Raw genomic sequence first — 19,869 nt, 5'->3', positions numbered from 1 at the left:
CCGCGTCACAACTTCAAGAGCAGACGCGGAGCGTCCAGGGTGGCATTCCCACGCAGAGCGTGGGAACGATCAATCAGTCACCCCACATCTGACGGGTCGACCGCTATCGTAGGCAAGCCAGCTCCCACATTGACCGGGTTTGCAATTCTTTTGCCTGGCTTGGCACCCACCAGCTTCGCCTGCCCATCCTTCTGCTTGCCCGTACGCGCCTCGCTGATCAGCCCCGGGATCAACTTGCCCTCCGGCAAATTCTTCCAGAAGCGGCTGGGTAAATGCCCTTCCATCACCTTGGGGTTCAGCCGCGCCGGGTTGAAGATGTGGCTGTAGTAGGTCAACCACATCGCACTGTGGGGATCTTCAACATTCTGTGCCAGTTGCTGCCAGGCCTCGGGGCACTGGCGCTGATGAATCAATTGCTCGCCGTCGTAATACACCCCGTCCAGGGGCGTGGCGATCATCCAGCGATGGCGACCCATGCGCCCGATAAAATGCTCGCTGGCGCTCTTGAGAATGTCATGGGCCGGCTCATGCCAGGCCACGTACTCCGGCAGTTCCGGCCCGGCCCCGTCCGGCAGCGCGATGAAGCGCACAAACGCATGCAAGTGGTGGGCTTCCCGGCTGACTTGCTTGATGCGCCGCTGCAATTCGCTGCCAAGCTTGTCACCCGCGAGCATGGCCGTGCGATCACCATGGCTGACCCGCCACAGCACTTCATACAACAGGCTCCAGCGCTGATCACCGTGATAACAGGCAGCGGACTCCAACAATTGCAACAACGCCTTGGGTATGCGCGCCTGAAACGGCCCCATCCCTGGTGGGATCAGTTCATCGGTAGCGAACAGGTCCGCCGCCTGCACCTCGCCCCAACTGACCTGGCTGGGGTCGACCTGATGGCTGAGCAACCAGCGGGCCTGTTCGCGCCAGGTACTGAACAGGTTGTCGCACTCCAGGCTGATCATCCCCACAGCCCCATCTGTTGCGGCTGCGGACGGTCACGCAATTGTTCGCGCAACAACACACTGGTGCTGTCGGCCTGCTGCGGGTGGTAGTCGCTGGTGATGAAAAACGGCTTGGCCTTGGCCAGCACGCAGCGCATGCGCGCCAGGTCTTCGAAGCGGATCTTGCGTTCACGGCGCAGGTCGACCAGGCGCTGGGTGGTGCGCAGGCCGATGCCGGGAATACGTGCGATCAGGGTCGGCTCGGCGCGGTTCAGGTCCAGGGGGAACACCTCACGATGCTCCAGGGCCCAGGCCAGCTTGGGGTCGATATCCAGTGCCAGGTCACCGGGGCCGGCGAACAGCTCATTGGCGCTGAAACCGTAGCTGCGCAGCAGGAAATCAGCCTGGTACAAGCGGTGCTCGCGCATCAAGGGCGGCGCGGCCAGGGGTACGCTTTTCGGGCTGTTGGGGATGGGGCTGAACGCCGAGTAATACACGCGGCGCAGCTTGAAATTACCGTACAACGCCTCGGCACCGTGCAGGATGGTGCTGTCGTCGGTGTCGTCGGCGCCGACGATCATCTGCGTGCTCTGCCCGGCCGGAGCGAAACGTGGCGCGCGGGGTTCGTTGAGCACCGTCTGTTCGCCGGTGTAGATGGTCTGCATGGCCTGCTTGATCGAGCCGATCTGCTTCTCGGGCGCCAGGGTTTGCAGGCTGGCGTCGGTGGGCAGTTCGATATTCACGCTGAGGCGATCGGCATAACGGCCAGCCTCGGCGATCAGGGCCGGGTCGGCATCGGGGATGGTCTTGAGGTGGATATAACCGCGAAAGTCATGCTCTTCGCGCAGCAGTTTGGCGACCCGCACCAGTTGCTCCATGGTGTAGTCCGACGAACGGATGATGCCGGAACTGAGGAACAGCCCACTGACGCAATTGCGCTTGTAGAAATCCAGGGTCAGGGTGACCACCTCCTCCGGGCTGAAGCGCGCACGGGGCACGTCGCTGGAGCGGCGGTTGACGCAGTATTGGCAGTCGTAGAGGCAGAAGTTGGTGAGCAACACCTTGAGCAACGACACGCAACGGCCATCGGGCGTGTAGCTGTGGCAGATGCCCATGCCATTGGTGGAACCCAGCCCCGCCTTGCCCTCGGAACTGCGCTTGGGCGCGCCACTGCTGGCGCAGGACGCGTCGTACTTGGCGGCGTCGGCGAGGATGCTGAGTTTTTCGATCAACTGCATGGAGGGCTACCGATACTGGTTTTTTGTACAGTACCAATAGCCACACTTTGTCACAAGTGCCGTCTGTAGGAGCGAGCTCTTGTGGCGAGGGAGCTTGCTCCCGCTGGGCTGCGAAGCGGCCCCAAAAGCTTGCGGGCGCTGCGCACCCGAACGGGAGCAAGCTCCCTCGCCACAATAAGGGGATCGGTCAGCTGGCGGTTGCCAGCAGCAAGTCCTGCACCGAACGCGCCTTGCCACGGTGATGGTCCAGCGCATACAACGACGCCGCAATCTCATCCGCCCGAATCGGCAGCACCGACAGCAAGGTATCGCTCAAGCCATGGCTGGCCTGGCTGAAGCCCTGGATGTAGATGCCAGCCTTGCAGCGCTCGTCGGTGACGATGCGGTAGTCGCGGGCCACTTCGAAGTCGCCCATGTAGGCTTGCAGCGGCGCCAGCAGTTCACGGTGCATCTGGCGCTCGTAGCCGGTGGCCAGGATTACCGCGTCGTAATGGTTGAGGCTGGTTTCGCCGGTGGCGCTATTGCGCAGGGCCAGTTCGATACCCAGCGGGCCTGGGGTGGCCTTCTCCACTACGGTCAGGGTGCGGAACGCCTGGCGGGCGATGCCGGAGACTTTCTGGCGGTAGAAAATCCCGTAGATTCGCTCGATCAGGTCCAGGTCCACTACCGAGTAGTTGGTGTTCTGGTATTCGGCGACCAAACGCTCACGCTCGGCACCGACTTGCTGGAACACCAGGTCAGTAAAGGCCGGCGAGAACACTTCGTTGACGAACGGGCTGTCGTCGGCCGGTTTGAGCGCCGAACCGCGCAGGATCATGTCGACCTGCACCGACGGGAAGCTGTCATTGAGGTCGATAAAAGCTTCTGCCGCGCTCTGGCCGCCGCCGATCACGGCGATGCGCATCGGCTTGCCGTCTACGCACGGCTGGCTGGCCATGCGCTCCAGGTACTGGGAATGGTGAAACACCCGGCTATCGCCCTTGAGCGCCTTGAATGCCTCGGGGATGCGCGGTGTGCCGCCGGCGCTGACCACCACCGAACGGGTGGTGCGCACATGCTGCTCGCCTTGGGCATCACGGGAGATCACGCGCAACGCCTCGACCTGTTGCTGATGCAGGATCGGCTCGATGGCCAGCACTTCCTCGCCGTAGTTGGCCTGGGCCTGGAACTGCCCCGCCACCCAGCGCAGGTAGTCGTTGTACTCCATGCGGCAAGGGTAAAAGGTGCCCAGGTTGATGAAGTCCACCAGGCGGTCGTGGGCCTTGAGGTAGTTGACGAAGGAGTACGGGCTGGTGGGGTTGCGCAGGGTCACCAAATCCTTGAGGAAGGAAATCTGCAGTTCACTCTGGGTCACCAGGGTATTGCCGTGCCAGCGGTAGTCGGCTTGTTTGTCGAGAAACAGCACGTCCAGCTTGCCCTGGGCCTTTTCACGCTCCTGCAGGGCGATGGCCAGCGCCAGGTTCGAAGGGCCGAAACCGATCCCGATCAGGTCATGAACCGCGGGCGAAGCAATTGCCTGTGTCATTCCAGTGTCCTCTGGATAAGCCCCATGGCGGTGGGGCGGGAATACCTTCATGGCCTGAACAACAGGCCGTGTGTTGATAGGAAACGAGGACAGTGAAATAAAATTTAACTAACAGCCGATCAGTGCGCTTCCCACTCGCGCATGCGCACCCGGCAGTGCTTCATCGCGTTGACGATGTGTTTTTCCACCAGGCTGCGGGAAATGTTCAGGCGTTCAGCGATTTGCAGATGGGACAGGCCTTCGAGTTTGCGCAACAGGAAACTGTCGCGACAGGCCGCCGGCAGCTCGGCCAAGGCGCGCTCGAGCATCTCCAGGCGCTGGCCCTGGTGGTGGCTGGCGTGGGGGGAACAGGCGGCGAAGCGCTCTTCGTTGTCCAGCACCTCAAGAGGCTCGGACTGACGCAAGGCATTACGCCGATGGCCGTCGATCACCAGGTTCAAGGCGGTGCGGTACAGAAAAGCGCGGGGCTGTTCGATCGGGGTGTCGCTTGCGCGCTCGAGCACCCGCACATAAGCGTCATGCACCACATCTTCGGCCACCTGACGGTTGCCCAGCTTGGCGTTGAGGAAACACACCAGCTCGCGATAGTAGTTTTCCAACATGACTCCTGACCCACGGCCTTGGTACAAACGACACCCAGCCCCCTGTAGGAGCGAGCTTGCTCGCGAAAAACCCAAGAGCGCATCCCCTTACCTGGATGCGCCCGCAATCATTGGCGGTTTTGCCATCACCGATGATGGCAGTTTGAGTGTGTGCAATTTATAGTAATTCTCATCTACTTTTAAAGAACTCTCTCATCAGCGGTCGGTTTTTTTCGCAATTCGCGCTGTAACTACTTATGTAACAGCCTAAATTCCGGGGCATTTTCCTCGTTTACCTGTCAGCTCTGCGCGACTGCGCCCCGAACTTTCCTGGCTGGAAGCTACCCATGAAACGCCCTCGACCTGCCCGACGCGCCCTGCTTGTGGTGGCGTGCCTGATTCCCATCGTTGCGTTTGCCACCTGGCAGGGCCTGACGCCGGGCCGCGACGCCCTGGCCACCGTCACCGTGACCCGCGCCGACATCGAAAACAGCGTCACCGCCCTGGGCACCCTGCAACCGCGACGTTACGTAGACGTCGGCGCCCAAGCCTCCGGGCAGATCCGCAAGATCCACGTCGAGGCCGGTGACCAGGTCCAAGAGGGCCAATTGCTGGTGGAGATCGACCCCGCCACGCAAAAAGCCAAGCTCGACGCCAGCCGCTATGCCATCGAAAACCTGCAGGCCCAGTTGCAGGAGCAGAAAGCCCAGCACCAACTGGCCCATCAGAAGTACCAGCGTCAGCAGCGCCTGAGTGCCGGCAACGCCACCCGCGAGGAAGACGTGCAGACCGCCAAGGCGGAACTCAGCGCGACCCAGGCGCGGGTGCAGATGTTCCAGGCACAGATCCGCCAGGCCCAGGCCAGCCTGCGCAGCGATGAAGCCGAGTTGGGCTACACGCGCATCTACGCGCCAATGACCGGTACCGTGGTGGCCGTGGATGCACGCGTCGGCCAGACCCTCAACGCGCAACAGCAAACGCCGCTGATCCTGCGCATCGCCAAGCTGTCGCCCATGACGGTGTGGGCGGAAGTCTCCGAAGCCGACATCGGCCATGTCAAACCCGGCATGAGCGCGTATTTCACCACTCTGAGCGGTGGCAGCCGGCGCTGGACCAGCACCGTGCGCCAGATCCTGCCGATCCCGCCCAAACCCTTGAACGAAACCCAGGGCAGCGGCAGCCCGAGCAGCACCAGCAAGAGCGGCACTGGCCGAGTGGTGCTGTACACGGTGCTGCTGGACGTGGACAACGCCGACAACGCGCTGATGGCCGAGATGACCACCCAGGTCTTTTTCGTCGCCAGCCAAGTCAAGGACGCCCTCTCCGTACCCGTCGCCGCCTTGCAAAGCGTGCCCGGCTCCGCAGCGCAAATCGCCCGGGTGGTTGCCAAAAACGGAGCCATCGAAGACCGTGAAGTGCGCCTGGGCATCAGCGACCGCCTGCGGGTGGAAGTGCTCGAGGGGTTGAACGAGGGCGACCACCTGTTGATCGGCCCGGTTGATAACCATGGGGGCTGAAATGACCACGCCCCTGATTGAACTCAAAGGCATCCGCAAATCCTACGGCGGCGGCGACAGCCCGCAGGTCGATGTGTTGCGCGGCATCGACCTGTCGATCCATGCCGGCGAGTTCGTCGCCATTGTCGGCGCGTCGGGCTCGGGTAAATCGACGCTGATGAACATCCTCGGCTGCCTCGACCGCCCCACCGAGGGCGACTACCTGTTCGCCGGGGAAAACGTCGCCCACCTGGGCAGCGACGAACTGGCCTGGCTACGCCGCGAAGCCTTCGGTTTTGTGTTTCAGGGCTACCACTTGATTCCCTCAGGCTCCGCCCAGGAAAACGTCGAGATGCCGGCGATCTATGCCGGCATCAGCGCCGCCGAACGCCATGCCCGCGCCAGCGCCCTGCTCACCCGCCTGGGCCTGGCCGAGCGCACCGGCAATCGGCCGCACCAGCTGTCGGGTGGGCAACAGCAACGGGTGTCCATCGCCCGCGCCCTGATGAACGGCGGCCATATCATCCTCGCCGACGAACCCACCGGCGCCCTCGACAGCCATAGCGGCGCCGAGGTCATGGCCTTGCTCGACGAACTGGCGAGCCAGGGCCATGTGGTCATTCTGATTACCCACGACCGTGAAGTGGCGGCGCGAGCCAACCGCATCATCGAGATTCGCGACGGCCAGATCATCAGCGATTCGGCTGACACCCGCGCGGCCACACCCAGCGTGGCGGCCGGCGCCTTGCACGCCGTGGACCTGCGCCAACGCCTGGTCGACGGCGCCGAGCACAATGGTGCCTGGAAAGCCGAATTGCTGGATGCCGTGCAGGCCGCCTGGCGGGTGATGTGGATCAACCGTTTTCGCACGGCGCTGACGCTGTTGGGCATCATCATCGGCGTCGCGTCGGTGGTGGTGATGCTGGCAGTGGGCGAAGGCAGCAAGCGCCAGGTCATGGCGCAGATGGGCGCATTCGGCTCCAATATCATCTACCTCAGCGGATCTTCGCCCAACCCGCGTACGCCGCTGGGTATCGTGTCCCTCAACGATGTCGCGGCCCTGGCGACGCTGCCTCAGGTCAAGCGCATCATGCCGGTCAACGGCACCGACGCGGGAGTGCGCTTCGGCAACGTCGACTACATGGCTTACGTGGGGGGCAACGACACCAACTTCCCGGAGATCTTCAACTGGCCGGTGGTCGAGGGCAGCTACTTCACCGAGGCCGACGAACGCGCCGCCGCCACGGTCGCCGTGATCGGCGCGCGCATCCGCCAAAAATTGTTCAAGGACGTGGCCAGCCCTATCGGCCAGTACATCCTGATCGAGAACGTCCCCTTCCAGGTGGTCGGCGTGCTCGCGGAAAAAGGCTCCAGCTCCGGCAACAAGGACAGTGACGACCGTGTCGCCATTCCCTACAGCGCCGCCAGTGTCCGCCTGTTCGGCAGCTACAACCCCGAATACGTGGCGATTGCCACCACCGATGCACGCAAGGTGCATGAAGCCGAACGCGCCATCGACCAGTTGATGCTGAAGCTGCACAACGGCAAGCGCGACTACGAGCTGACCAACAATGCCGCGATGATTCAGGCCGAAGCCCGCACCCAGAACACCCTGTCGCTGATGCTCGGCTCGATTGCGGCGATCTCCCTGCTGGTGGGCGGCATCGGCGTGATGAATATCATGTTGATGACCGTGCGCGAACGCACCCGTGAAATCGGCATCCGTATGGCCACCGGGGCGCGCCAGCGCGACATCCTGCGCCAGTTCCTCACCGAGGCGGTGATGCTCTCGGTGGTCGGCGGCCTGTTCGGTATTGCCCTGGCATTGCTGGTAGGCGGCGTGCTGGTGCTGGCTGAAGTGGCGGTGCAGTTTTCCCTGGTGGCGGTGCTCGGCGCGTTTGGCTGTGCGCTGGTGACCGGCGTCGTATTCGGCTTTATGCCGGCCCGTAAAGCTGCCCGGCTCGATCCGGTTAAGGCGTTGACCAGTGAATAAACGATCTCTCACTCCACGACTGTCAGCGTTCAGTGTGTGCCTGTTGCTCACGGCCTGTGGCGCTAACCCGCCGGCCATCGACAGCGGCCTCGCCACGCCCGCCGCCTGGCACTATGCAGAACGCGAAGCGACCCAAGCCATCAACCAGCGCTGGTGGACGCAGTTTGGCAGCCCGGCGTTGAACCGCCTGATCGACCAGGCCCGTCGTGACAGTTTCGACGTAGCGGCCGCCATGGCGCGGGTCCGTCAGGCCCAGGCCACGGCGGTGATTGCTGGCGCGCCGCTGCTGCCGGAGCTGAAGTTCAACCTCACCGCCAGCCGGCAAAGACTGTTGCGCGGCAGCGGCAACTCGGACCTGGACGCCACCGAAAGCAATCGGACCGTCAACAGCTATGACGCCAGCCTCACCGCCAGCTATGAAATCGACTTCTGGGGGGGCCGCGCCGCTGCGCGCGACAGCGCCGTGCAGAGCCTGCACGCCAGTGAGTTCGCTCAGGCCAACGTGGAGCTGACCCTGCTCAGCAATGTCGCCGACCGCTACGCGCAAACCCTGGCCGCACGCCAGCGCCTGCAGATTGCCGAGCTCAACCTGGCGAATGCGCGCAATGTGCTGAACCTGGTACAGACCCGCCACGACGCCGGTTCCGCCACGGCCCTGGAACTGGCTCAACAGAAGAGCCTGGTGGCCACCCAGCAACGGCAATTGCCGCTGATCCAGCAATCGGTCGAAGAGTCGCAAATCACTTTGGCCGCCTTGCTTGGTCAACCCGTACAGGCCCTGGACCTGGGCGCTGAACCCTTCCAGGCATTGACCTGGCCGAGTATCGGGCCCGGTGTACCGAGCCAGTTATTGAGCCGGCGCCCCGACCTCGCCCAGGCCGAGGCCCAGTTGGCAGCGGCCCGTGCCGACGTCACGGTGGCCCGTGCAGCGATGCTGCCTTCAGTGACATTGGGCGCGACCCTCGGCTCTGGCGCATACAAGGCCCAAGAGGTCTTGCGCAGCCCCTTCTACACCCTGACCTCGGGCCTGATGGCGCCAATCTTCAACAATGGCCGGCTGAGCGCCGAGCGCGACAAGGCTCGGGCACGCCAGGATGAACTGCTGCAAAGCTACCGCGGGGCAATCATCAATGGCTTTGCCGATGTGGAAAAAGCCCTCAGCAGCATCACCCGCCTTGACCAGCAACGCCAGTGGCAAAGCGAGGAGCTGCAACAGGCGCAGGCCGCGTTTCAGATTGCCCAGAGCCGCTACGAAGCCGGTGCCGAAGACCTGCTCACGGTGCTGGAAACCCAGCGCACTTTGTACAGCGCCCAGGACCAGAGCGTGCTACTACGCCTGTCGCGCCTACAAGCCAGCATCGCCCTGTACAAGGCATTAGGCGGTGGCTGGAAAACCAACATCTGATAAACGAAACTCATATTTCATACACGAGTTGTTTCTTCACCCTACATTCTCCACCTCAAGGTCCTTGGTAAAAAAGCCGTTATCACACGGAAGCCCGGGACCTCATGATGAAACCCAGCGTTGTTGTAAAAGGCCTGGCCTGCATTGGCTGCTGGTTGATACCGAACCTGGCGCTGGCCAAGCCCTTGATCGCCCCCACCGCAATCGACTGGCTGCTGGACTGCCCCCTCACCACGACGGCGCACTTGAACCCGCAAGTGGTTGGCCGCACCCAATGCGGCCTGGTCAACGTCCCCCGCGACCATGCCGCACCCCAGCGCGGCCGCCTAAGCTTGAGCGTGACACGGGTAGGCGCACGGCAACCGCTCAACCGTGAAGGTGTCGTGTTCATCCAGGCCGGCGAACCCCTCCAGGCCCAGGACGCGCCTTTCGTTCTTCACCTCGCCAGCCGCTGGGAGTCGCTTGCCACCCAGGCCTATCGCACCCTGGTCGACCGGTATGACGTCATCGAGCTGAGCGCCCGCGACCTGCGCGAGGGCAATGCCGTGGAACAGGCCGCGCGGGACATGGAGTTCGTGCGCGGGCAACTTGACGAGGCGCGCCTCAACTACCTGGGCAACGCCGCTGCCACCCGCCTCGGCAGCCGCTACGGCACGCTGTTTCCCGAGCGTGTCGGGCGCATGGTGCTGATCAATGCCGAGCCTGGCGAAGCAGTCGCCACCGGTGTCGAGCAACTCTTGCTCAAGGAGTCGGCGCGCGCAGGCGCCGACGGCTGCGTCAACCGCTGGCTGGGGGATTTTCTCGCCTATGGTAGACAACCGCCGGCGTCCACGCGCTGTCTCGACCTCAGCGCCTGGGAGTAAGTAGCCCACGCATTTACGACCTCTTGCCACCAAAAACGACAGCCTGCGTTGACGCACTTCCCCAATCGTTATTAAGTGCTATTTATCCGCATTAATACGATAAATCACCGCCATGCTGACTCGCCCGCTACGCCGCAAACGCCAGAAGCTGTCCGATGTGATTGTCGAGTCGGTCAAGCGCTCGATCGTCACCGACGCCTTGAAGCCCGGCGACCGCCTGCCCACCGAACGCGAGCTGATGGAAAGCTTCCAGTGTTCCAAGGGTTCGGCACGCGAAGCGCTCAAGGCGTTGGAAGTGGAGGGCCTGGTGAGCACGCGCACCGGCCCCAGCGGCGGGGCTTACTTGAATCAGGCCGGCACCGAGCCGGCCAGCCGCGCCTTGCGCAATTACCTGCACTTCCAGCACTTGGACGGCGAGCAGGTCTACCAACTGCGCAAGGTCATCGAAGTGGAATTGGCGGTGTCGGTGCTCGGGCGTTTGAGCGAAAACGATTACACCGCCCTGCAAGCCAATGTGGATTTTTGCAGCGCCCCTGAAGACAGCGAAGCCGGCCAGCGCGAACAGCGCCTGGCGGAACTGGAGTTCCACAACCTGCTGGCCCGGGCCTGCCCCAACCCGCTGCTGAGCTTCATGGCGCAGTTTCTCAATGACTTGCTGCGCGACCTGGTGGTGCTGAAAAAAGCCTACAAGCCCAAACGCAAGCAGTTCGACGCGGCCAACCTCGACTATCACAAGCAACTGCTGATCGCCTTTCGCGCCGGGGACGAAAGCGCGGTGCGCAGCTTGATGCATGAACACATGTGCGATGCCGAACACCATATGACCGCGCTGGAAGGCCAAGTGAGCCCGCATTTCCTCTTGGAGTTCGACCACCCTTAAACACGCCAACAATCCAATGTGGGAACCCGATCAATGTGGGAGCTGGCTTGCCTGCGATGCGGGCGCCTCGGTGTTACAGGGGACCGAGTCGATGCCATCGCAGGCAAGCCAGCTCCCACAGTTGACCCCGTTCACCCGCGAAATCGAGTTATCCAATAACAAGCCTGCCCACAGGCCCTTGCTCCACCGTATCGCCCTTGCCGCTCCTGCCAATAACTAAACCAGGGAGTCACCCCATGCAGCGTCGTACGTTATTGAAAGCCAGCCTCACCGCGGCCGCCGCCCTCAGCCTTCCGCTGAGCGTGCGTTCGGCATTCGCCGCCGAGCCCTTTACCTTTTACGGCCTCAAGTCCATGTCTGGCGCCTTTGCCAGCTATGGCAAATTTGCCGACATGGGTTCGCGCCTGGCGGTGCAGCAACACGCCCAATTGCTCGGCCGCCCACTGAACTACAAGGTCATCGACACCGAAGGCAACGCCGGCAAGGCAGTGCGCAAGGTGCAGGAGGCCATCGCGCAGGACGGCGCACGGTTCTTCCAGGGATGCACGCTGTCATCTTCCGCGCTGGCAGTGGCCAAGGAAGTGGACAAGGTCGGCGGCGTGTTCATGACCCCGGTGGGCGCCGATGAAGTGACAGGCAAGGACTGCAACAAGGCGACCTTCCGCTGGTCGGTGCCCACCTACGGCGCGATACGCGAAACCATGGTGCCGCTGATCAAGCTGCTGCCGGACGCCAAGCGCTGGTACACCATCACCCCGCAATACGTATTCGGCGAAGCCTTGCTCGAAGGCGCCAGAAACGTGCTCAAGGAGCATGGCCTGGAACACGTGGGCAACAGCTACCACTCGCTGCAGGAACAGGAATTCTCCGGCTACCTGACCAACGCCATTTCCACCAAGCCCGATGTGCTGGTGCTGCTCAACTTTGGCAGCCAATCGTCCAACACCCTGCGCCAGGCCGTGAACTTCGGCATCAAGGAGCGCATGAAGGTGCTGCTGGTGTGGTCTGCCGGCCTGGATCAGTTCCAGGAACTGGGCAGCGATGTGCTCGAGGGCGTGTACCTCGGCGCACAGTACTGGCACCAGGTCGACACCCCGCTCAACCGTGAACTGGTCAAGCTGACCCAGGCCCAGTACGGCATCAACCCCACCTACCCGCTGGCCGCCGACTACATCAGCACCAAAGTCATGCTCGACACCATCATTGCCACCGGCAGCTTCGATGGCCCGACCGTGGCCAAGGCTCTGCAAGGCTTGAGCTACGAAGGCCCGACCGGCAAGGAGTCGATCCGCGCCGGCGACCACCAGGTGATCAAGGACTACTACCTGCTGATCGGCAAGGCCAGCGGCGACATGGCCGACAAGGACGACCTGGCCAAAGTGCTCAGCGCTGGCCAATCGTTCCCCGCAGTCGAGGCGACGGGCTGCACGCTCGGCTGACCGCTTAACTTTTGTCGCGCAGGGCCGTGCAAGCGGCCGTCTGCGGAGGGTGCCTGCATGCTTAATTTGTACCTGTTCCAGATTCTCAACGGCCTTGGGCTGGGGATGATCTACTTCCTGATCGCAGTGGGGCTGACGATCATTTTCGGCCTGCTCAACTTCGTCAACTTCGCCCACGGCGCGTTTTTCCTGCTCGGCGCCTACATCTGCTACACCGCGGTGAGCCTCACCGGCAACTTCTGGCTGGCGCTGCTGATCGCGCCGCTGGTGGTGGCCGCACTGGCCTGGGTGATCGAGCGCTTGCTGATCCAGCGCATCTACCACTTGCCACACATGTTCCAGATTCTGGTGACCCTGGGGATCGCCCTGATCATCCAGGAAGCCAGCGTGATGATCTGGGGCCCGGTGGGCAAAAGCGTCGCCGTGCCGGAACTGTTGCGCGGCGTGCTGGTGGTGGGTGATTTCGTCTACCCCTACTACCGCCTGTTCCTTATCGTATTTTCCGGGCTGGTGGGCCTGGGCCTGTGGCTGCTGCTGGAACGTACGCGCTTCGGTGCTCTGGTGCGCGCTGGCAGTGAAAGCACCGAAACCGTGTCGCTACTGGGCACCAATATTTTCCGCCTGTTCTCCATGACCTTCGCCCTTGGTGTCGCCCTGGCCGGTGTCGCTGGGGTGTTGTTTGCGCCCTTGCGCGGCGCCCAGCCCTTTGTCGGCCCGGAGATTCTGGGCATCGCCTTCGTGGTGGTGGTGATCGGCGGCATGGGCTCGTTCAGCGGTGCGCTGGTCGGCGGTTTGCTGGTGGGCGTGGTGCAAAGCCTGATGACCACACTCTGGCCCCAGGGTGCGAGCCTGATGATCTACGGCGCCATGGCCGTGGTGATTCTGGTACGCCCTTATGGCCTGTTCGGGAGAGCCTGACATGAGCGATAAAAATCCCCTGCCGTTTGCCAAGACCCAATCCAGAGCCATGTTGCTGTGGGTGTTGGCCGTGCTGATCGGCCTGCCGTTGGTGTTGCCCTCGGCGACCCTGGCCACCGAGATCCTGATCTTTGCCATGGCCGCCCTGGCTTGCAACCTGCTGCTGGGCTACACCGGGCTGCTGTCCTTCGGCCAAGGCATCTTCTTTGGTGCCGGTGCTTATTGTGCGGCGCTGTTGATGATCCACCTGCAACTGGGCCTGTTCACCGCGTTGCTGGGCGCGGCGATTGCCGGTGGTTTCCTGGCGCTGCTGGTGGGCGCCCTGGCGATTCGGCGCACGGGCATTTACTTCGTGATGCTCACGTTGGCGTTCAGCCAGATGGCGTACTTCGTCGCCTACACCCTGAGCGACTGGACCGGCGGCGACAACGGCCTGCTCAGCGTACCGCGCCCGGAAATTCGTGTGGGCGACACCGTGCTGCTGTCCCTGGCCGATGCCCGTGCCTTCTATGGTTTTGTCGCGGTGCTGTTCCTGCTGATCTTCATCGGCGCACGCCGGGTCATCGCTTCGCCGTTTGGCAGCACGCTGATGGCGATCCGCGAGAACGAAACCCGCGCCTCGGCCATCGGCTACGACACGCGCCACTTCAAGATCCTGGTGTTCGTGCTGTCCGGTGCGGTCACCGGGATTGCCGGGGCGTTGTACGCCATGCTGCTGCACTTTGTGCCGCTGTCGAATATCGACCTGGCAATGTCCGAGAACATCCTGATCATGACCATCGTCGGCGGCACCGGCTCGCTGTTCGGCTCGCTGCTGGGCGCCGGCTCCATCGTGCTGCTGGGCGACTTCCTTTCCGACCTGTGGCAGGGGGTGATCCTGATCCTGGTGGTGATCTTCATGCGCGGCGGTTTGTGGGGCGGCCTCGCGTCGCTGTTCGAGAAGGTGCGCGGCACGCGCAAACCCGCGGTCGTCGCCAAGGAGGACGGGCTATGAGTATCTTGCTGGAAACCCAGAACCTGGAGCTGGCCTACGGCGCGTTCCATGCGGTCAATGGCGTCAACCTCAAGGTCGAAGCCGGCACCATCCACACCATCATCGGCCCCAACGGCGCGGGCAAGACCAGCCTGTTCCACTGCCTGACGGGTGAACGCCAGGCCACCGCCGGGGCGATCCATTTCGACGGCAAGAACCTGATGCGCAAGCCCGCCCACGGCCGCGTCGGCCTGGGCATGGCGCGCTCGTTCCAACTCACCAGCCTGTTCCAGAACCTCAGCGTGCGCGAAAACCTGCGCCTGGCCGCCCAGGGCCGCGATGGCTCGCGTGCCTTGAACTTCTGGCGTCGGGTGGACAGCCAGCGCGAACACCTGGAGATGGCCGACCAGGTGCTGGAACGCCTGCAACTCACGGCACGCGCCGACACCCTGGCCGGTGAGTTGTCCCACGGCCAGCAACGGGTGCTGGAGGTGGGCATGTCGATCTGCTCCAAACCCAAACTGTTGATGCTCGACGAGCCCACCTCGGGCATGGGCATCGACGATATTCCGATCATGACCCAACTGATCAGCGACCTTGGGCGCGACCATACGGTGCTGTTGATCGAACACAACATGAGCATCGTCATGTCCATCAGCCAGCGCATCACGGTGATGAGCCATGGGCAGATCCTGGTGGAAGGCACGCCGGAGTTCGTGCGCGCCGATGAACGTGTGCGTACTGCCTATCTTGGGGAGGCTGCCTGATGCTGATCGTCGAGAATATCCATTCCTACTACGACAAAAGCCATGTGCTTGAGGGCGTGTCGCTGAGCGTCAACCCTGGCGAACTGGTGACCCTGCTCGGCCGTAACGGTGCCGGCAAGACCACCACCCTGCGCAGCATCCTCGGCATCATCTGCCCGCGCCAGGGTCAGATCCACTTCAACGGCCAGGCGTTGGTAGGGCAAAAGATCTTTGAAATTGCGCGCCAGGGCTTGGCGCTGGTGCCGGAAAACCGCGGGATTTTCCGCCTGCTGACGGTGGAGGAAAACTTGCGCATCGCTGCCCGCAAGCACAGCCGCTGGCAACTGGAAGACGTATACGCCATGTTCCCGCGCCTCAAGGAGCGGCGCAAAAACGCCGGCCATGCGTTGTCCGGCGGCGAACAGCAGATGCTGGCCATCGCCCGCGCCCTGCTTAACGACCCCAAGCTGCTGATCCTCGACGAACCCACTGAAGGCCTGGCCCCGGTGATCGTCGACGAGCTGGTGAAGATCCTGCGCAAGGTCAAGGATGAGGGCCTGCCGGTGTTGCTGGTGGAACAGAACCTGATGGTCTGCGACAAGCTCGCCGACCGCCATTACGTGCTCGAACAGGGCCGCGTGGTGTACGAGGGCAGCGCCGCTGACTTCCGCGCCGCCCCGACGATCAAAAACCGTTACCTGGCCTTGAGTGCCTGAGTGGAGATTCCTGATGAACAGTCTTGCGCAACCGCTCCAGAGCAATGCCCCGCTGATCAACCGCGACCGCTTGTGGCAGTCACTGATGGACCTGGCCCGGCTCGGCGCCACGGCCAAGGGCGGCGTGTGTCGCCTGGCCCTCACCGACCTGGACCGCCAGGCCCGCGACCTGTTTGTGCAGTGGTGCGAGGCCGCCGGGTGCAGCATCAGTGTGGATGCCATCGGCAATATTTTCGCGCGGCGCCCTGGACGCAACCCCGCCCTGCCCCCAGTCATGACCGGCAGCCATATCGACACCCAGCCCACCGGCGGCAAGTTCGACGGTTGCTACGGGGTAATGGCCGGGCTGGAAGTGATCCGCACGCTCAATGACTTGCAGATTGAAACCCAGGCACCCATCGAAGTGGTGGTGTGGACCAACGAAGAAGGCTCGCGCTTCCCGCCGTGCATGATGGGCTCCGGGGTATTTGCCGGGAAGTTCGACTTGCAGGAGACTCTCGACAAGCGCGACGACCAGGGCCTGTCGGTAGGCAGCGAATTGCAGCGCATCGGCTATGCCGGTTCGCGTGCGGTGCTGGGCCATCCGGTAGGCGCTTATTTCGAGGCGCATATCGAGCAAGGCCCGGTGTTGGAGGACCAGGCGATTACCCTGGGGGTTGTGATGGGCTGCCTGGGCCAGAAGTGGTTCGACCTGACCCTCACCGGCGTCGAGGCGCATGCGGGCCCTACGCCCATGCACCTGCGCAAGGATGCCCTGGTGGGCGCTGCCGAGGTGGTCAGCGCGGTCAACCGTATCGCCCATCAGCATCAGCCTCACGCCTGCGGCACCGTCGGCTGCCTTAACCTGCACCCTGGCTCGCGCAACGTGATCCCCGGCCAGGTGCACATGACCATCGACCTGCGTCACCTGCACGCCGACAAGCTGAAAGCCATGGTCGATGAAGTGCGCGCAGTGATCGAAGACGCGGCCGCCCGCCACGGCTTGACGTTTGAACTGACGCCGACTGCCGACTTCCCGCCGCTGGACTTCCACCCGGCCTGCGTCAATGCCGTGCGCGAGGCTGCCCAGGCATTGGGCTTGAGCCATATGGACATTGTCAGCGGCGCCGGGCATGACGCGATCTTCGTTGCTGAACTGGGCCCGGCCGGGATGATCTTTGTGCCGTGCGAAGGCGGCATCAGCCACAACGAAATCGAAAACGCCGCGCCGGATGATCTGGCCGCAGGCTGCGCGGTGTTGCTGCGCGCCATGGTCAACGCGGCGCAGGGAGTTCAAGCATGAGTGAGATCGGCCAATTGACGGCGGTGCAACTGCTGCAACACTTTCGTGACAAGACCTTGTCGCCCGTGGAGGTCACCGAAGACGCGTTGCTGCGCATCGAGCGCTACAACCCGGTGGTGAATGCTTACTGCCATGTCGACCCGCAAGCCGCCCTGGACGCTGCGCGGGCGTCGGAACAACGCTGGTTCAAGGGCGAACCTTGCGGCGCCCTGGATGGCGTGCCGGCGTCGATCAAGGACCTCACGCTGACAGTCGGTATGCCCACGCGCAAAGGCTCACGCACCTCCAGTGCCGAGGGTCCGTGGGACGTGGACGCGCCCTTCTCGGCCTTCATGCGCAAGGCCGGCGCGGTGCTGCTGGGCAAGACAACCACCCCGGAATTCGGCTGGAAAGGCGTCACCGACAACCCGCTGTACGGCATCACCCGCAACCCGTGGGACACGCGCACCACCGCCGGTGGCTCGTCCGGGGGCGCCGGTGCGGCAGCGGCGTTGAACCTGGGCGTGCTGCACCAGGGCAGCGACGCCGGCGGCTCGATCCGTATTCCCTGTGCGTTTACCGGCACCTTCGGGATCAAGCCGACCTTCGGCTATGTGCCGCAATGGCCGGCCAGCTCCATGACGATCCTGTCGCACCTGGGGCCGATGACGCGCACCGTGGAAGACAGTGTGCTGATGCTGCAAGCCGTGGCGCGACCGGATGCACGGGACGGCTTGATCGGCGCGCCGCGAACCACGCCCTGGCTCGTTCCAGGGACGGACTTGAAAGGGTTGCGTATCGCCTATAGCCCCACGTTCGGCTATGTGAAAGTCGACCCGCAAGTCGCCCAGGTGGTGGATCAGGCTGTGCAGGGCCTGGTGCAACTGGGCGCCCATGTCGAACAGATCGACCCCGGTTTCAGCGACCCATTGGACGTCTTCAGCACCTTGTGGGCCGCCGGTGCCGCTCGCCTGACCGGCACGATGAGCGAGGCGCAAAAGCAACTGCTGGACCCTGGGCTGCTACGCATTGCGCAACGGGGCGAGCGCTTGAGCCTGGGCGATTTCAACGCAGCCCTGGAAGCCCGGGCGGCGCTGGTTGCACGGATGGCAGCCTTCCATGAGCATTACGATGTGTTGGTGTCACCGATGATGCCGATCACCGCGTTCGAAGCCGGGCACAACGTACCGCCGGATTCGGGAATGACTGAGTGGATGGAATGGACGCCGTTCACCTACCCGTTCAACCTCACCCAGCAACCGGCGGCGTCAGTGCCCTGTGGGTTGGCGGCAAATGGCTTGCCGGTGGGCTTGCATGTGGTGGGCGCGCGGTTTGCCGATGAGCAGGTGTTGAGGGTGTGTCACGCGTATGCACAAGCATTCCCCATAGCGCACTTGCACACACCGAGAAGCCCGACCTGAAATACCCGCAACTGTGGGAGCTGGCTTGCCTGCGATAGCGCTGGTTCAGTCAGCACATTGGCCTCTGACACACCGCCGTCGCAGCTTCTACGCAATTTTGTAGGTTGTAGCAGCCAACGGTAACCACGATGCGAAGCGAGCCGCTCTTGATCTTGCTCTTGATCTGCTTTTGATCTTGATCTCAGGCGCCCCGTTAAACCACGCTGGCCGGAATTCGACAGGGATTTGGGGGCTAAACCGGCAGGGATGCCGGTTTAGCCGCCCCGCGCCATGGATGGCGCGTGGCGGCGGCCCCCCAAATCACTGGCGAATTACGGGCACACCGAGCCTAAGCGAGGTGCCGAGTGGTGGGGCAAGAGCGCTTTGCTTACTTTTGTCTGGGCCGGCATTCCGGCTTTTCGAAAGTGAGCCGCCGTCAGGGCGGAACCCTAAGTGGCCGTTACCGCAGCAATGGATATGTACACCATCCAACTGTGTTGACTGCCAGGCCGCCTTCGCGAGCAAGCCAGCTCCCACAGGTTTGACCGCATTCCTTTACACTGCCCCCCATTCATCCCCGGGGGCTTCATGGACATCGAACTGGCACGCACCTTCCTCGAAATCACCCGCTGCGGCAGCCTGGCCGCGGCGGCCGAGAAACTGCACGTCACCCAGACCGCTATCACCGCTCGTGTCAAAAACCTCGAGAACCAGCTCGGTTGCACGCTGTTCGTGCGCAACCGTGCCGGTGCGCGGCTGACCGCCGACGGCGAGGCCTTCGTGGTGTACGCCAACCAGTTGCTGCAAACCTGGGAAGCCGCCCGCCGTGACCTGCCATTGCCGGACGGCTATCGCAATGTGCTGCATATCGGCGGGGAGGTCAGCCTGTGCAACCCGTTGATGCTCGGCTGGGCCAAGGCGCTGCGCGAGCAGATACCGGGGCACGCCTTGCGCACCGAAGTGCGTGAAGGCGAATACCTGCTGCGCCAACTGGAGCTGGGTGTGCTAGATGCCGCCTTGGTGTTCCAGCCGCAATACTGGCCGGGCTTGCAGGTGGAGCAGGTGCTGGAAGAAAAACTGATTCTGGTGCAACTGGCGAGCAAACCCTCGCCCTACGTGTATATCGACTGGGGCCAGGGTTTTCGCCAGCAACACGACGCCGCCCTGCCCGACCGTGCGCGTGCCGCGCTGAGTTTCAACCTGGGGCCGCTGGCGTTGCAGTACATCCTGGAGAATGGTGGGGCTGGTTACTTCCGCACGCGGGTGGTGCAGAGCTACCTGGACAGCGGCGTCATGCAGCGCGTGGCCAAGGCGCCGGAATTCAGCTTTCCGACCTACCTGGTGTATTCACGGGCGCGAGATTCAGCGGTGTTGCAGCAGGCCTTGGAACTGCTACGCGAAGTGGTGAAGGCCGAAGGCGACTGGTCGCAACGCTGGGATCCGCTGATTTGAATCACTCTACGCTTGCGCACATGCTAGCCTGCTGGTGTTTACTCT

General features: G+C 63.1%; 17 protein-coding genes. 13 read left to right on the top strand and 4 right to left on the bottom strand.

What is annotated here, in order from left to right; translation table 11 throughout:
* Positions 1-77: 77 nt before the first annotated feature.
* The 4 genes from JFT58_RS12060 to JFT58_RS12045 form a co-directional block, all read right to left on the bottom strand.
* Positions 78-959, bottom strand: coding sequence for a TIGR03915 family putative DNA repair protein (locus tag JFT58_RS12060; RefSeq protein WP_054897440.1), 882 nt, complete (start codon positions 957-959; stop codon positions 78-80).
* Positions 956-2,176, bottom strand: a complete 1,221-nt coding sequence (locus tag JFT58_RS12055) for a putative DNA modification/repair radical SAM protein (protein WP_014719028.1) — start codon at positions 2,174-2,176, stop codon at positions 956-958. Before JFT58_RS12055 ends, JFT58_RS12060 begins: the two co-directional genes overlap by 4 nt.
* 187 nt (positions 2,177-2,363) lie before the next feature.
* Positions 2,364-3,701, bottom strand: a complete 1,338-nt coding sequence (locus JFT58_RS12050) for a lysine N(6)-hydroxylase/L-ornithine N(5)-oxygenase family protein (protein ID WP_054897439.1) — start codon at positions 3,699-3,701, stop codon at positions 2,364-2,366.
* A gap of 119 nt (positions 3,702-3,820) precedes the next feature.
* Positions 3,821-4,303 carry a sigma-70 family RNA polymerase sigma factor gene (locus JFT58_RS12045; protein ID WP_054897438.1) on the bottom strand — a complete coding sequence of 161 codons (483 nt, stop codon included), beginning with the start codon at positions 4,301-4,303 and terminating at the stop codon, positions 3,821-3,823.
* Between the two features lie 326 nt (positions 4,304-4,629).
* Here JFT58_RS12045 and JFT58_RS12040 point away from each other — a divergent pair, with 326 nt between their 5' ends.
* From JFT58_RS12040 to JFT58_RS11980, 13 genes are all read left to right on the top strand, one after another.
* Entirely contained in the window at positions 4,630-5,799 is a 1,170-nt protein-coding gene (locus JFT58_RS12040; RefSeq protein WP_054897437.1) for an efflux RND transporter periplasmic adaptor subunit, read from the top strand.
* Position 5,800: 1 nt separating this feature from the next.
* A complete protein-coding gene (locus tag JFT58_RS12035; RefSeq protein ID WP_034127982.1) occupies positions 5,801-7,771 on the top strand; it encodes a MacB family efflux pump subunit in 1,971 nt (656 codons plus the stop codon).
* The gene (locus JFT58_RS12030; protein ID WP_054897436.1) at positions 7,764-9,176 is read left to right on the top strand and encodes an efflux transporter outer membrane subunit; all 1,413 of its coding nucleotides are present in this window, start codon (positions 7,764-7,766) and stop codon (positions 9,174-9,176) included. Before JFT58_RS12035 ends, JFT58_RS12030 begins: the two co-directional genes overlap by 8 nt.
* A 107-nt stretch (positions 9,177-9,283) precedes the next feature.
* A complete protein-coding gene (locus tag JFT58_RS12025) occupies positions 9,284-10,039 on the top strand; it encodes a hypothetical protein (RefSeq protein WP_054897445.1) in 756 nt (251 codons plus the stop codon).
* A 112-nt stretch (positions 10,040-10,151) separates the two neighbouring features.
* Positions 10,152-10,919, top strand: coding sequence for a FadR/GntR family transcriptional regulator (locus JFT58_RS12020; protein WP_034127984.1), 768 nt, complete (start codon positions 10,152-10,154; stop codon positions 10,917-10,919).
* Between the two features lie 236 nt (positions 10,920-11,155).
* Complete coding sequence (locus JFT58_RS12015; protein WP_034127986.1) at positions 11,156-12,358, top strand: ABC transporter substrate-binding protein; 1,203 nt, start codon at positions 11,156-11,158, stop codon at positions 12,356-12,358.
* 57 nt (positions 12,359-12,415) lie between these two features.
* A complete protein-coding gene (locus tag JFT58_RS12010; RefSeq protein ID WP_003192337.1) occupies positions 12,416-13,276 on the top strand; it encodes a branched-chain amino acid ABC transporter permease in 861 nt (286 codons plus the stop codon).
* Position 13,277: 1 nt separating this feature from the next.
* Positions 13,278-14,270, top strand: a complete 993-nt coding sequence (locus tag JFT58_RS12005) for a branched-chain amino acid ABC transporter permease (protein WP_198834388.1) — start codon at positions 13,278-13,280, stop codon at positions 14,268-14,270.
* Positions 14,267-15,016 (top strand): ABC transporter ATP-binding protein, encoded by a 750-nt coding sequence (locus tag JFT58_RS12000; RefSeq protein WP_014719039.1) that lies wholly within the window; start codon positions 14,267-14,269, stop codon positions 15,014-15,016. The genes JFT58_RS12005 and JFT58_RS12000 overlap by 4 nt, the downstream gene beginning before the upstream one ends.
* Entirely contained in the window at positions 15,016-15,711 is a 696-nt protein-coding gene (locus tag JFT58_RS11995; protein WP_054897433.1) for an ABC transporter ATP-binding protein, read from the top strand. Before JFT58_RS12000 ends, JFT58_RS11995 begins: the two co-directional genes overlap by 1 nt.
* A 13-nt stretch (positions 15,712-15,724) precedes the next feature.
* Positions 15,725-16,993, top strand: a complete 1,269-nt coding sequence (locus JFT58_RS11990; protein ID WP_054897432.1) for a Zn-dependent hydrolase — start codon at positions 15,725-15,727, stop codon at positions 16,991-16,993.
* Positions 16,990-18,393, top strand: a complete 1,404-nt coding sequence (locus tag JFT58_RS11985; RefSeq protein ID WP_054897431.1) for an amidase — start codon at positions 16,990-16,992, stop codon at positions 18,391-18,393. The genes JFT58_RS11990 and JFT58_RS11985 overlap by 4 nt, the downstream gene beginning before the upstream one ends.
* Before the next feature lie 567 nt (positions 18,394-18,960).
* Positions 18,961-19,824, top strand: a complete 864-nt coding sequence (locus JFT58_RS11980; protein ID WP_034128166.1) for a LysR family transcriptional regulator — start codon at positions 18,961-18,963, stop codon at positions 19,822-19,824.
* Positions 19,825-19,869 lie beyond the last annotated feature (45 nt).

Source organism: Pseudomonas sp. MF6767 (assembly GCF_016405475.1).
Classification (GTDB): Bacteria; Pseudomonadota; Gammaproteobacteria; order Pseudomonadales; family Pseudomonadaceae; genus Aquipseudomonas; species Aquipseudomonas paracarnis.
Note: the sequence above shows the minus strand (reverse complement) of the source record. Positions and strands in the feature narration are given on the sequence as shown.